Source organism: Micromonospora sp. NPDC004336 (genome assembly GCF_053602615.1).
Genome location: NZ_JBSGDY010000062.1, coordinates 1 through 13651, shown reverse-complemented (window position 1 = coordinate 13651; position 13651 = coordinate 1). Strand labels below are relative to the sequence as shown.

Here is a 13651-nt window from a genome sequence, read left to right as displayed (position 1 = left end):
TCATGAGGCGTCGCGGCCGACATCACGAGCGGATGCGTCCGGGCGCACACCGACAGGAGGTCCGCGGGTGGGTTGGCTCGACCGGGTCACCGACCAGGTTGACGCCCTGACGCGGTCGCGGGCGTTGCAGGAGTCCAGCCGTTCCGCCGAGGCCTACGCGATCCTCGAGCCGGTCATCCGCACCACCGACGATCCCTACGCGCGGGCCGACGCCCTGGTGCAGCGCCTCTCGGCGGTGATCAACCTCGGTCGGACGGCCGAATACACGCGGGCCGTCGAGGAGGCCTCCACCGCCGTCCGCGACCTCGCCGAGCCCTACCCGCACGGGCACCTCAACGCGCTGGCCGCGCTCGCCGCGCACCACCAGGGCGCGCTGGACCGCTGCGTGACCCACCTGGTGCGGGCCGCCCGGGCGCTGGGCGCGGTGCCCGATCCCGACCGGGACACCGCGTGGGGCTGGCACGACCTGGCGATGGCCTACTCCTACCTCAGCTTCCACGGCTACGCGCTCGGCGCGATCGAGCGGGCCCGGCAGCTCGGCACCGCCGCCGGGATCCCGGAGGAGACCTTCGCCGCCCCCGGCATCCGGCTGCGCAACGCCGTGGCGCTGGACCACAACGGCGACAGCGACGGCTGCCTGCGGGTGCTGCGGGACGTCGCCGCCGACCTGGACCGGTTCGTGCGCAGCGGCCGGGCCGGCAGGCTGCGCCCGAGCAGCCTGGCCGCCTACGGCTACGCCGCCGCCCGGCGGGGCGCCCTCGGCGACCGGCTGGAGGTCGGCACCGACGCCGCCCCGGCGCGCCTGCTGGGCCACGGCGGGGACAGCGCCCGGGCCCGCGACATGCGCCAGCTCGGCCAGGTCTGCCTGGCCGTGGCCGAGGGCCGCCCGATCGAGGCCGTCGCCCGGCTCGACACCGTCCAGGTCTCCAGCGAGACGCTGGGCGCCGCCGAGCCGGCGCGGCTGCGCAGCATCGCGCTCGCCCGCTCCGGCGACCACGCGGGAGCGCACCGGGCCGACCGGCTGGCGTTCCGGCTGGCCGCCCAGCGCAACGACCGGCTCCGGGACGTCTACATCGACGGCATCGCCGCCCGCATCGACCACGAGGAGATGCGCCGCGAGGCGGCCCGCTTCGAGGGCGAGGCGCTGACCGACCCGCTGACCGGGCTGCCCAACCGGCGCCGGCTGGAGCGCTACATCGCCACGGTGGTCGCCGGCGGCGACCGGGTGGTGATCGGCGTCTGCGACCTGGACGGCTTCAAGGCGGTCAACACCCGGCACGGCCACCACTCGGGCGACCTGGTGCTCCAGCGCGTCGCCGGGGTGATCAACCGGGTGATGCGCCGCGGCGACTTCGTGGCCCGCTACGGCGGCGACGAGTTCGTCGTGGTGCTCCCGCACGCCGGAATGGCCGAGGCGGCCGAGGTGGGCCGCCGCATCGACGCGGCCGTGCGCACGGAGGACTGGGAGTCGCTGGTGCCCGGCACCCCGGTCGGGGTCAGCGTCGGCTTCGCCGAGGTGGGCGCCGCCGGCCCCGGCCTGCGCGACGCGCTCAGCGCCGCCTTCGAGGCGGCCGACCGCGAGATGCTCCGGGCGAAGGCCCGCCCCCGCGCCTCCTGACCCCGCCCGCCCCGGTCCCGGGCCGGCGGCGCGCCGGACGACCGGGCCGTGCACCGCCCGCGGGCCGGGCCGCGTGCGGCCGGCGGGCCAGGCCGTGGGTGGCCGGCGGGTCGCGGGTCAGCGGCGGGTCAGCTCGGTGTCGCCGGCCAGGCGGGCGGCCCGGTCGGCCTCCGCGAGGGCGTCGAGGACGCCGTCCAGGTCGCCGGCGAGCGCCAGGTCCAGGTTGTAGGCGGTGTAGCCGATCCGGTGGTCGGTGATCCGGTTCTGCGGGAAGTTGTAGGTGCGGATGCGCTCCGAGCGGTCCACGGTGCGCACCTGCGCCTTGCGGGCGTCCGAGGCGGCCGCGTCGGCCTGCTCCTGGGCCGCCGCCAGCAGCCGGGCGCGCAGGATCCGCATCGCCTGCTCCCGGTTCTGCAACTGGGACTTCTCGTTCTGGCAGGAGACCACGATGCCGGTCGGGACGTGGGTGATCCGTACCGCCGAGTCGGTGGTGTTAACCGACTGGCCGCCCGGCCCCGACGAGCGGAACACGTCGATGCGCAGGTCGTTCGGGTCGATGGTGACGTCCACGTCCTCGGCCTCGGGCAGCACCAGCACGCCGGCGGCGCTGGTGTGGATGCGGCCCTGCGACTCGGTGACCGGGACGCGCTGCACCCGGTGCACGCCGCCCTCCCACTTCAGCCGGGACCAGACGCCGTTGCCGCCCTCGGGCACGCCCTTGGTCTTGATGGCCAGCGAGACGTCCTTCACCCCGCCCAGGTCGGAATCCTGGGCGTCGATGACCTCGGTGAGCCAGCCGCGCCGCTCCGCGTAGCGCGTGTACATCCGCAGCAGGTCGCCGGCGAAGAGCGCCGACTCCTCGCCGCCCTCGCCGGCCTTGATCTCGACGATGACGTCCTTGGCGTCGTGCGGGTCGCGCGGGATCAGCAGCTCCGCCAGCCGCTCCTCCAGCGCCGGCAGGGCCGCCGCGATGGACTCCGCCTCCGCCGCGAAGGACGCGTCCTCGGCGGCCAGCTCCCGGGCGGCGGCGAGGTCGGCGCGGGCCTGCTCCAGCTCACCGGCCGCCTTGTGCAGCGGGACCAGCTCGGCGTAGCGGCGGCCGACCCGGCGGGCGGTGTTCTGGTCGGCGTGGATCGTCGGGTCCGCCAGCCGCTTCTCCAGCTCGGCGTACTCGTCGAGGAGGGCGGCCAGACGCTCGCTGCTCATGCTGGGAGGCTCCTTGGACGACGAGACGGGCGGAGGGCGAAACCGGGTGCATACGGACGACGCCCGCGTCCGGCACGAGACCGGGCGCGGGCGCCGAACGAGGAGTTACTTGGCCTTCTTGGCCTGAACCTTGGCGTACTTCTGCTGGAACTTCGCGACCCGCCCGGCCGTGTCCAGGACGCGCTGCTTGCCGGTGTAGAACGGGTGGCAGGCGCTGCAGGTCTCGACGTGGATCGAGCCGCCCTTGGCGGTGCTGCGGGTGCTGAAGGTGTTGCCGCAGGAGCAGGTGACCTCGGTGGTCACGTACTCCGGGTGGATGTTGGGCTTCATGTCGCCTCGGTCCTTTCGTGGATGGTCGCCGGGTCGCCTTCGGTGTCCGTCGCCACGTGCGACGGGCTCGGGCGTGAACCGGAACCGGTGGCCGATTGACCAGTGTGCCATGGGCGCGGGCCGACCCGGCACCCGGGCCGCACGGCTGGTCCGGCATCGACAACGCACGCCCCGCCCTCCGCATTCCCGCCGCCCGGGTGGGCATTCACCCCGGCACGGCCGCCGCCCGCGAGCGTGCCCCGCCCGGGGCACGGCGGGCGCGGAGCGCCCCCACCAGGACGGACGACACGGAGGAGCGATGACCCGCCTGATCGCCACCCGGGGACTGCCCGCCTCCGGCAAGACCACCTTCGCCCGGACGCTGCAACCGTCCGTGGTCCGGGTCAACCGCGACGACCTGCGCCGGATGCTGCACGGCGAGCGGCTGTTCACCCAGTGGGCCGAGTGGCAGGTGACCGTCGTGCAGCGGGCGCAGGTCGAGGCGCTGCTGCGGGCCCGGGCGGACGTCTGCGTCGACGACACCAACCTGCGGTCGCGGACCCTGCGGGACTGGGCCGACCTGGCCGCCCGGCACGGCGCCGAGTTCGAGGTGCACGACTTCACCGACGTGCCGCTGGCGGAGTGCCTGCGCCGCGACGCCGCCCGCCCGGAGGCCGACCGGGTCGGCGAGGCGTGGATCCGCCGGCTGCACGAGCGCTACCTGGAGGGACGCGCCCTGCCGCTGCCGGTGCCGCAGGCCCGGACGGGGCGGCCGGCCACGGTGCACGCCCCGTCGACCGAGCCGCCGGAGATCGTGCTCGTCGACATCGACGGCACGGTCGCGCTGAACGTCTCGCGCAGCCCGTACGACATGACCCGGGTCGGCGAGGACGAGCCGAACCCGGCGGTGATCGCGGCGGTCCGGGCAATGCACGCGGCCGGCTACGGGGTGGTCTTCTGCTCCGGCCGGGACGCCACCGCCCGGCCCGCCACCGAGGCGTGGCTGGCCCGGCACGTCCGGGTCCCCCACCTCGGGCTGCACCTGCGCGCCGTCGGCGACAACCGGAAGGACTCGGTGGTCAAGCGGGAGATCTACGAGCGCGAGGTCGCCGACCGCTACCGGGTGGTCGGCGTCTTCGACGACCGCCAGCAGGTGGTCCGGATGTGGCGCGCCCTCGGCCTCACCGTCTTCCAGGTGGCCGAGGGCGACTTCTGAGCGCCTCCAGGTGGCCGGGGGCGACTTTGTGAACGCCTCCAGATGGCCGAGGGCGACTTGTGAGCGCTTCCCCGAGTGATCGGAGGCGGCTCGTAACGGGGCAGGAAGGGCACCGCGGGGGTGCCCTTCCTGCCGACCTCAGGCGGCGGGAGCCGCGGCGGCGGCCGTCAGCGTGACCGTCGCCTCGGCGCGTACGCCGTTGACGTCGACGGCCAGCTTGACCTGGGCGCCGGGGCGCAGGGCGGTGAGCTTGCCGGTGGCCGGGTCGAAGCGGGCCACGTGCCACGGCTTCAGCCCGAGGACCGAGCCGACGTGCAGGTTCGGCGAGGCGGACCAGTCCGCGCTCACCGGCGCCGCCACCGGCACCGTACGCCCGCCGGGCTGGGTCACCGCGGCGGTGACCGTGGCCGGGGCGCCGACCGCGACGCTGGCCGGGGCGGTCAGCGCGAGCCGGTCGACGTGCGCGTGGAACTCGGCGGCGACCCAGCGCGGGCCCTCGACGAGCGGGTTGCGCCGGGCCCGGTCGGCCTCGGCCGGGGTCACCGGGTCCACGCCGAACTCGGTCCATCCCGTGAAGCCGCCCTGCTCGGCGGGGGTGGACGGGTTCTTGCCGGCGTTGCCGTTGATCAGGTACGGCACCCCGTCGACGCGGTCGGCGTGGAAGGTGCCGACGTGCCCGCCGACGAAGACCGCCCCCTTGCCGGTGCGGTGCTGGAAGTCGGCCAGCCACTGCTCCAGCAGGGCCGCCTCCTTCCGGTCGCCGAGCTGGCTGGCCTTGGCCGGGCTGGGGTCACGCGGCGGGTGGTGGTGCAGCACGACCACCGAGTTGACGGCCGGGTCACCGGTCGCCGAGTCGAGCGCCTCGCGCAGCATCCGTACCTGGTCGAAGCCGCCGCCGCGCAGCGAGCCGGTCGACGAGTTCAGCGTGACGAACCGGGTGCCCTTGTGGTCGAAGGTGCGCTCGGTGTCGCCGAAGGCGGCCCGGAAGTTGGCGATCGGGGCGCCCATGATCTCGTGGTTGCCGGGCACGTAGTAGTACGGCACCTCGCCGCCGAGCTCCTCGTCCAGCATCCGCTTGGCCAGCGCGAAGTCGGCCGGGTAGGCGGTGTCCACGAAGTCGCCGTTGATCACCAGGAAGTCCGGCTTCGCGGCCCTGACCTCGCGGAGCGTACGGCGGGCCTGGGCGACCAGGTCGCTGTCCGGGTTCGCCGCGACGAACTGCGCGTCGGACATGACCGCGAAGCGCCAGGGCGCCCCGTCCACCGTGCCGTCGCGCAGCACCACCCGGTCGGTTCGCGGCTTCTCGGCCGGCACGTCGACCGTCGGCGGCACCTTCGCCACCAGATCGTCGATGATCACCTCGCTGCGGTACTGCGCGGCGGCGTTGGTCTCCGCCACGTAGAACCGGCGGATCCGCACCGGGTACTGCACCCCGGCCGGCACGGCGAACTCGACGTACTTCCAGCCCTTCCAGGTGATCAGCGGGCCACGCAGGACGTGCTGGGTGTCCTGCGCGTCGTGCAGGTGCAGGCTGGGCCACTCGCCCGTGCCGTTGCCGTGGATCCACATGCCGAACGCCTGCGGCTGGCCGGCCACCTCGATCCAGGCCGGCGGGTCGGCGTACGCGGCCCGGGTGCCGGTGGACTGGCTGAAGTCGTACGTCATCTTCAGGCCGGTGCCGGTGTGGCCCGGCGCCGGGGCGACCGCGCCGCTGGCCCGCGCCTGGCTGAACTTCCAGGCCGCCGCGTCGTCGAAGCCGGCGACGGGCACGTCGGTGAGGCCGACGGTGACGGGCAGTACGGTGCTGCTGCCGCCGACCGTGACGGTGACCAGCGCCGAGCCGGTGTCCCGCAGCGCGGTGACCGCGAGGTTGCCGTCGGCGGTCGGGGCGATCTTCAGCAGGTCCCGGTCGTAGTCGAGCTTCAGGTCGGCGGGCTCGATCGGGGCGGTGTTGCCCTCGGCGTCGTAGCCGACCACGCCGAACAGCGCGCTGCCCTCCGTGCCGTCGAGGCCGACGCGGTCCACGGTGGAGTCGACCCGGGCCAGCGGGCCGAGCACGGTGAGGTCGAGGGTGCCCCGCGCCTCGCCCCGCCAGGCGGTGACGGTGGTGCGGCCGGGCAGCCCGGCCCGGAAGACGCCCTCGCGGTCGACGACGCCGTGCGCGGCCGGGTTGGCCCGCCACTTCGGCGCGCCGGCCGCCGGTCCGTACGTCTCGTCGTGGCCGGCGGCGGTGAGCCGGCGGGTCAGGCCGGGGAAGACCCGGTCCGGACGGCCGCCGCGCACCGGCGCGACGCCGGGCGCGCTGGTCGGGTCGCTGGCGGTCTCCAGCCAGTACCCGGTCAGCCGGCCGCTGCCCTTCGGCGCGTAGAGGGCGAGGCCGTTGGGCACCGCGCGTTCGGTGCCGTCGGAGGGGCTGTTCTCCACCTGCACGGCCGCCGCGCCCGGCTCCCGGGCGAGCAGCGTGGACGAGCCGCCGCCGTCGAGGTTGAGCGCGTGGTGGGCGCCGAGCTCGGCCATCATCCGGCCCATCTCGGTCTGGGTGACGCCCCGGCTGTCGACCTGCCGACCGTCCACAGTCAGCAGGATCATGCGCCGGCCGTCGGCGGAGAAACCGACCGACGTGCGCGGGGCCAGCGACGCGTCGGCGATGTTCTGCACCACGCCGTCGCGGACCAGCACGTTGCCGCCGCCGACCGCCGCGTGCAGCTTGCTGCCGTCGGCGGGCCTGGGCTGCCAGGCGACCGTCACCGGGTCCCCCGGACGCAGCCCGGCGAGGGCGTCCGCGCCGGCGTCGCGGCCGAGCAGCACGGTCGTGCCGGCCGGGATCGGCCCGGTGCCGGCCGTCGTGGCCACGGTGGCGACGCGGCCGTCGGCCACCGTCACCTCCGTGACGCGGGCCGCGCCCGCCACCGCCCGTTCCCGGGTGTACGACCCCCAGAGCGCGGTGAACACGCCGACGCCGTTCGCCTGGATCATGTTGTTGAACTGGGTCAGCGCCACCGGGCCGGTGGGCAGCGTCGCCGTCCCCTCGAAGTTCACCTCGATCACCCGGCCGAGGCCCTCGGTGGTGATCGCGGCGGCGTTGCGGTGCCCGCTGACGGCGGACTGGACCAGCTCGCCGTCGCGGATGCCGACGCCCTGGGCGGCGCCCGAGTTGTTGATGTCGAAGAAGTCGCCGTTGACGGCGGCGACCGCGCGGGAGGCGTCCACCGCGCGGCGCAGCGGCTCGGCCCGGCTGACCGCGCCGGAGTTCACGTAGTCGACGGTGACGCCGCCGGTGAGGTCGGCCGTCAGCGCGTCGGCGCGCAGCCAGCCGTCGGCGTCGTACCTGTCGAAGGAGGTGAGCTGGAGGCCCGGGGCGACCGGGCGGGTGGTCTTGGCGGTCTCCAGGCCGCCGGCCGGCTCCACGCCGGTCGGCGTCGCGGTGGCCGCCACGCTCGCCGCCGGGTCGCGGGCGAGCGTCACGGAGTTCGTGGGGTACGAGGAGGCGCGGGGGGCGTCCTCGGCCCCGGTGCTGAAGGGGTCGGTGGCCGGATCCGGCGCACCGGCGGTCGCCGGCAGGGTGCCGGCCATGGTGAGCAACGGCGTCAGCAGCAGGACGCCGGCAAGACGGGCAGATCGTCTGCGGGTACGCATGGACGACAGTCAACCGGACTGTGAATAGAAGTTTCAATAGCTCTCAACCAAACCGAAGGAAAACTCCACTCCTCCGGCAAGGTTCCGCCCGGTGCGCCCCTCCCGGGGCCAGCCCGCCCGGGACGCGAGAAGGGCACGGCCCCGACGGCCGTGCCCTTCTCACCTGCCTCGTCCGGGAGAGGTCACTCCCCCGGCGTCGACTTGGCGATCTGCATCAGGAACTCGATGTTGGTGCGGGTCTGCTTGAGCTTGTCGAGCAGCAGATCCAGCGCCGCCTGCGAGTCCAGCGAGTGCAGGACCTTGCGGAGCTTGTGGATGATGGCAAGCTCCTCCGGCGCGAGCAGGATCTCCTCCTTACGCGTGCCGGACGGGTGGATGTCGATGGCCGGGAAGGTGCGCTTGTCGGCGATCTTCCGGTCCAGCTTCAGCTCCGCGTTGCCGGTGCCCTTGAACTCCTCGAAGATGACCGTGTCCGCCATGGACCCGGTCTCCACCAGCGCGGTGGCGAGGATGGTCAGCGAGCCGCCGTTCTCGATGTTGCGGGCCGCACCCAGGAAGCGCTTCGGCGGGTAGAGCGCGGTGGAGTCGATACCACCCGACATGATCCGGCCGCTCGCCGGCGCCGCCAGGTTGTACGACCGACCGAGCCGGGTCACCGAGTCGAGCAGCACGACCACGTCGTGGCCCAGCTCGACCAGGCGCTTCGCCCGCTCGATCGCCAGCTCCGCCACCGTGGTGTGGTCCTGCGGCGGACGGTCGAACGTCGCCGCGATGACCTCACCCTTCACCGACCGCTGCATGTCGGTGACCTCTTCGGGGCGCTCGTCCACCAGCACCACCATCAGGTGGCACTCCGGGTTGTTGTGCGTGATCGCGTTCGCGATGGCCTGCAGCACCATCGTCTTGCCCGCCTTCGGCGGCGACACGATCAGCGCCCGCTGGCCCTTGCCGAGCGGCATGACCAGGTCGATCACCCGGGTGGTGAGGATGTGCGGCTCGGTCTCCAGCCGCAGGCGCTCCTGCGGGTAGAGCGGGGTGAGCTTGTAGAACTCCGGCCGGCGCTTCGCCTCGTCCGGCTCCATCCCGTTGATGGTGTCCAGCCGCACCAGCGGGTTGTACTTGTCCCGCCGCTGCTCGCCGTCGCGCGAGGCGCGCACCGCGCCGGTGATGGCGTCACCGCGCCGCAGGCCGTACTTCTTGATCTGCGACATCGAGACGTAGACGTCGTTCGGGCCGGCCAGGTAGCCGGTGGTCCGGACGAAGGCGTAGTTGTCGAGCACGTCGATGATGCCGGCCACGGGGACGAGCACGTCGTCCTCGCCGACCTGCGGCTCGCGCCCGCCGCCGCCCTCGCCCTCGCCGCGCTCGCCACGGCCGCGACGACGGTCCCGGAACCGGCTGCGCCGGCCCCGCCGGCCGCCGCCCTCGTCGTCGTCGCCGTCGTCGGCGCGGTCCCGCTCGGCGCGCTGCCCCCGGTCGCCCCGCTCGTTGCGGTCGCCCCGCTCGGCCCGCTCGCCGCGCTCGTTGCGGTCGCCCCGCTCGCCACGCTCGGCACGCTCGTTCCGGTCGCCGCGCTCACCGCGCTCATCACGGTCGCCGCGCTCGGCACGGTCGCCGCGCTCCGCACGCTCGGCACGCTGGCCGCGCTCGGCCCGCTCATCACGGTCACCGCGCTCGGCACGCTCACCGCGCTCGGCACGGTCACCGCGCTCGGCACGCTCCGCACGGTCACCGCGCTCGGCCCGCTCGCCGCGCTCACGGCCACGGCCACGGCCCTCGCCACGGTCGGCACGCTCGCCGGCCTCGGCCTGTTCCGCGCTGGCGGGACGGGCCTCGGCGGGACGGGCCTCGGCGGTCCGCGCCTCCGCGGGGCGAGCCTCGGCAGCCCCCGCCTCCGCGGGGCGGGCCTCGGTGGTCCGGGCCTCGGTGGTGGCGGCCCGGCTGCGCCGGGTCCGGCCGCGAGCCTCGGTCTCCACGGCCGCCGGAGCCTGCTCCGCGGTCCGCCGCCCGGCCTCCGGCCGCTCGGTGGCCTCGCGGACCTCCGCGTGGACCTCCTCACGGGCGGGAGCGGCAGCGGCCGCGACCTCGGCCCGCGGTCGAGGGGTCCCGGCGGCGGCGCCGCCCTGCCGCTCGGAGATCGCGCTGATCAGCTCGCCCTTGCGCATGCGAGCCGTGCCCGAGATGCCGAGCGACGCGGCCAGGCTCTGCAGCTCCGGCAGCAGCATGGCCGACAGGCCGGTGCCGCTACGCCGACGACGGGCGGGGGCGGCGGCGGTGGTGGCATCGCCAGCGACGTTGGAAACATCCGACGTCACGTCGGTGGTGTCGCTCAATGGATTCCTTCCCTCGATAGGCCGGGACTGCCCGGAGTCGAAAAGCAAGGTGGCCGGGCGGCCTCGGTGCACCCGCCTCGCATGGACGCGTCGCGGGAGTCTGTAACACAGCAGCCGGTCGGTTTCCCGGCTCACCAGCGTCGGTGAGCCGGTCTCGCCGTCTGCGGCGACCTGTGAAGACTGCGGTGCGGCGTGGGCCTAGGCAGGGGTGACGGGCTGACCGCCGAAAGCTTCGGGGGTGCGCCGACCCGCAGGAAGATCGCATGCTTCGCGGCTGTGCTGAGTCTAGAGCGTAATCAACTCTTCCGACCTGCGGCAACAGGGTCCCGCTCCGCGTGTCCCAGTCTACCCCGGGCGACCCGTGCACCGCGCCCGTCCGGTGCCAACCGCCAGACCTGCCAGTCTGTTCCCGGATCGAAGCCCTCGGGCGGCCCGTCCAGGGCCAGGACGGTGGGGCCCGCCCCACTGACCACGGCGGCCACACCGACCGCACGCAACGCTCTGACCAGGGCGGCAGTGCCGGGCATCCCGTCGGCGCGGTAGTCCTGGTGCAGCCGGTCGACGGTGGCCGGCAGCAGCAACGCCGGATCGGTGGTCATCGCGTGCACGAGCAGCGCGGCCCGGCCGGCGTTGAGCGCCGCGTCCCCGTGCGGCACGGTGGGCGGCAGCGCGGCCCGCGCCGCCGCCGTCAGCCCGCGCTCCCCGGGCACGAAGACCGTCGGCCGTACGCCGGGGGCGACCGGAAGCGACACCGCCCGGGCCCCGGACGGCTCCGTCCAGGCCAGCGTGAACCCCCCGAGCAGGCAGGGCGCCACGTTGTCGGGATGGCCCTCGATCCCGGCGGCCAGCCGCAGGGCGGCCGCGTCGTCCAGGCGGGCCTCGCCGTCGGTCACCAGCGCCCGGGCCAGCAGCACGCCCGCCACGATCGCCGCCGACGAGGAGCCGAGCCCCCGGGCCTGCGGGATGCGGTTGACGCACTCCACCGCCAGGCCCGGCGGCTGCCCGCCCAACGCGTCGAAGGTGGCCCGCATCGCGCGGACGACCAGGTGCCGGTCGTCGGCCGGCAGCTCACCGGCGCCCTCGCCCGTCACGGTCACCGTGACGCCCCCGCCCGTGACCTCGGCGGCCACGTCGTCGTGGAGCGTCAGGGCGAGCCCCAGCGCGTCGAATCCCGGCCCCAGGTTGGCGCTGGTGGCGGGGACCCGGACCCGGACCGGGTCGGAGACGAATGTCGTCGGCACGCGCTCATGTTATGGCTCCGCACCGACGTCGCGGCCCTCCGCCCGGCGGGTGGGACGGATCCGCCGGTCCCGACCGGACGGCCGAGGTGGCGCCGTTCCGCTAGCCTGACCCGACCGGCGACCGGTGGGAGGCAGGGTGCGGGATCTCGAGTACGTGGCGACGGCGGGCGCGGTCCAGGTGCCCACGGTGCTGGTGTTGCTGGTCGGCCTCGTGCTGACCGCGACGGCCGGGCGCCGGCTGCCCCGGCGACCCCGGCTGCTGGCCCTGTTCGGAATGGGCGTGCTGCTCGTCACGTCGGTGCTCAACCTCGCCTGGGTCGTCCTGCTTCCTCAGCTGGTCCGCGCCGACTTCGGCTGGTCGGAGTTCCAGGCCGTGAGCCTGGCGTACAACGGGTTGCTGGCCCTGACGTACCCCGTCGGGACGGGCCTGCTGATCGCGGCGGTGCTGGCCGGGCGGCGGGCGACCGGTGCGGCGGCCGGCCCCTCGGGCGGCTGGTCCCCCGGCCCGCCCGCGCCGCCCCACCCCGGGCAGCCTACGCCTCCTGCCGGGTGGGCCGCCGAAGCCCCCGCCGAGCCGCCGGCGCAGTGGGGCGGCCGGTCGAGGCCGGACGGGGCGGACGAGGTGGCACGCTCCTGACCCGCGGGCGAGCGCCGCGACTGGCCCGGGGGCGACCGCCACGCCGGGAAGCGGACGGACCGACGGGTCAGCGGGCGGGGGCCGGGTCCGGTTCCGGCACCTGGTCGGTGAGGGAGAGCTTGCGGGTCGCGATCCGCCAGCCGACCGCGTAGACGAGCGTGACCAGGCCGCAGCCGGCCAGCACCACCCGCTCGTCGACGGCGTCCACCACCGCCGCCACCGCGAGCTGGCTGACCGAGATGGCCAGGGTCGCCAGCATCATGTCGGTGGCGAAGACCCGACCCCGCAACCGGTCGGGCACCTCGCCCTGCAGCGCGAAGTTCGACATCACCCAGTTGCTGCCGCCGGCGAAGTGGGCAACGAAGACCAGGGCCAGCACCAGCGGAAACCAGCCGACGACCGACGTGCCGAGATAGGACAGCCCGTAGAGGGACATGGACAGCGCCAGCCCCGGCAGCAGCCAGGCCCGTCTGGTCAGCACCCGGCGCATCAGGATCGGCCCGACCAGCGCCCCCGCCCCCCGCACCGCGAAGAGCAGTCCCGTGCCGACCGGCCCGACGCCGTACACGGCGGCGAGCAGCGGAAAGACCGTCAGCACCCCGTTGCCCAGCCCGACCGCGGACTTCACGGTGACCAGCGCCAGCACCCTCGGCCGGTGCCCGATGTAGCCGAGCGCCTCGCGGATCGCCGCCCAGGTCTGCTGCGCCGGCCGGTCGGCGTCGCGGGGGGCCTGCAACGGCCGGCGGATCAGCGTCGCCAGGCCCGCGGCGACCGCCAGGCCGACCGCCGCCACCCAGAAGCAGGCGTACGGACCGACGGCGGCGCTGAGCACCCCGCCGAGCGAGGCGCCGACGATCGTCATCGTGCCCCAGGCCGAACCGGCGACGGCGTTGCCCGCCGCCAGCTCGTCGGGATCGAGCACGTTGGGCAGGGCCGCCTGCGCCGCCGGCGAGTAGAACGCCTTTGCCACCGCCACCACGCCGATCCCGGCCATCGCCAACCAGGCGGTGCCGGCGTCGCGTACGCCGAGCAGCAGCAGGACGCCGAGCAGGGCCGCGACGTTGGCCGCGATCATGATCTTGCGGCGGTCGAACCGGTCGGCGACGGTGCCCGTGTACGGCAGCAGCAGCGCCACGATGCCGGTGTCCACGGCGAGCACCAGGGCGCCCCACACGCCGCTGCCGGTCAGGTCCGGCAGGAGCACCAGCAGCGGCACCATGACGAACCAGTCGGCGCCGAAGACGACCAGTTCCGCCAGGACGAGGTTGCGAAAGCTGCTGTTGCGGACGAGGACCGAGAGGGTGGACGGCACGTGGCGGACCCTACCCGGTGCGGTCCGGCGCACCACCGCCAGCGGCGGGTACCTGACCGAACGCGAACGCCCCCGGCGGGCTGACCCGTCCGGGGCGTTCGCGGACGAGGGGGGGCGGCCCACGCCCCCCGCGGCCCGGGCTG

General features: G+C 74.9%; 9 protein-coding genes. 3 read left to right on the top strand and 6 right to left on the bottom strand.

Translation table 11 applies throughout. The annotated features are described in order from the left end of the window. Positions 1–67 precede the first annotated feature (67 nt). Positions 68–1618, top strand: a complete 1551-nt coding sequence (locus tag ACWENR_RS15530; RefSeq protein WP_452277663.1) for a GGDEF domain-containing protein — start codon at positions 68–70, stop codon at positions 1616–1618. A 117-nt stretch (positions 1619–1735) separates the two neighbouring features. On the opposite strand, the gene prfA is transcribed toward ACWENR_RS15530, so the two are convergent. Together prfA and rpmE are read right to left on the bottom strand one after the other, a co-directional pair. Next, the gene (gene prfA / locus ACWENR_RS15525; RefSeq protein WP_452277662.1) at positions 1736–2824 is read right to left on the bottom strand and encodes a peptide chain release factor 1; all 1089 of its coding nucleotides are present in this window, start codon (positions 2822–2824) and stop codon (positions 1736–1738) included. 105 nt (positions 2825–2929) lie between these two features. After that, positions 2930–3154: a 50S ribosomal protein L31 gene (gene rpmE / locus ACWENR_RS15520; protein WP_350686436.1), complete on the bottom strand. Its 225-nt coding sequence runs from the start codon at positions 3152–3154 to the stop codon at positions 2930–2932. Positions 3155–3452: 298 nt separating this feature from the next. Between rpmE and ACWENR_RS15515 the strand changes: the two genes are divergently transcribed. Further along, positions 3453–4349 (top strand): phosphatase domain-containing protein, encoded by an 897-nt coding sequence (locus ACWENR_RS15515; RefSeq protein ID WP_452277661.1) that lies wholly within the window; start codon positions 3453–3455, stop codon positions 4347–4349. 138 nt (positions 4350–4487) lie between these two features. On the opposite strand, the gene ACWENR_RS15510 is transcribed toward ACWENR_RS15515, so the two are convergent. The 3 genes from ACWENR_RS15510 to thrB form a co-directional block, all read right to left on the bottom strand. Beyond that, the gene (locus ACWENR_RS15510; protein WP_452277660.1) at positions 4488–7985 is read right to left on the bottom strand and encodes a phosphodiester glycosidase family protein; all 3498 of its coding nucleotides are present in this window, start codon (positions 7983–7985) and stop codon (positions 4488–4490) included. Positions 7986–8167: 182 nt separating this feature from the next. Then, positions 8168–10318, bottom strand: coding sequence for a transcription termination factor Rho (rho, locus tag ACWENR_RS15505; protein WP_452277659.1), 2151 nt, complete (start codon positions 10316–10318; stop codon positions 8168–8170). A gap of 296 nt (positions 10319–10614) precedes the next feature. Further along, positions 10615–11559: a homoserine kinase gene (thrB, locus tag ACWENR_RS15500; RefSeq protein ID WP_452277658.1), complete on the bottom strand. Its 945-nt coding sequence runs from the start codon at positions 11557–11559 to the stop codon at positions 10615–10617. Between the two features lie 136 nt (positions 11560–11695). On the opposite strand from thrB, the gene ACWENR_RS15495 reads away from it, so the two are divergent. Next, entirely contained in the window at positions 11696–12196 is a 501-nt protein-coding gene (locus tag ACWENR_RS15495) for a hypothetical protein (RefSeq protein WP_452277657.1), read from the top strand. A gap of 67 nt (positions 12197–12263) precedes the next feature. On the opposite strand, the gene ACWENR_RS15490 is transcribed toward ACWENR_RS15495, so the two are convergent. Further along, positions 12264–13508 carry an MFS transporter gene (locus tag ACWENR_RS15490; RefSeq protein ID WP_452277656.1) on the bottom strand — a complete coding sequence of 415 codons (1245 nt, stop codon included), beginning with the start codon at positions 13506–13508 and terminating at the stop codon, positions 12264–12266. Positions 13509–13651: the final 143 nt, after the last annotated feature.

Coding starts and splice junctions, on each gene's coding strand:
- prfA (WP_452277662.1), bottom strand. CDS start 2,824: ATGAGCAGCGAGCGTCTGGCCGCCCTCCTCGACGAGTACGCCGAGCTG.
- rpmE (WP_350686436.1), bottom strand. CDS start 3,154: ATGAAGCCCAACATCCACCCGGAGTACGTGACCACCGAGGTCACCTGC.
- ACWENR_RS15515 (WP_452277661.1), top strand. CDS start 3,453: ATGACCCGCCTGATCGCCACCCGGGGACTGCCCGCCTCCGGCAAGACC.
- ACWENR_RS15510 (WP_452277660.1), bottom strand. CDS start 7,985: ATGCGTACCCGCAGACGATCTGCCCGTCTTGCCGGCGTCCTGCTGCTG.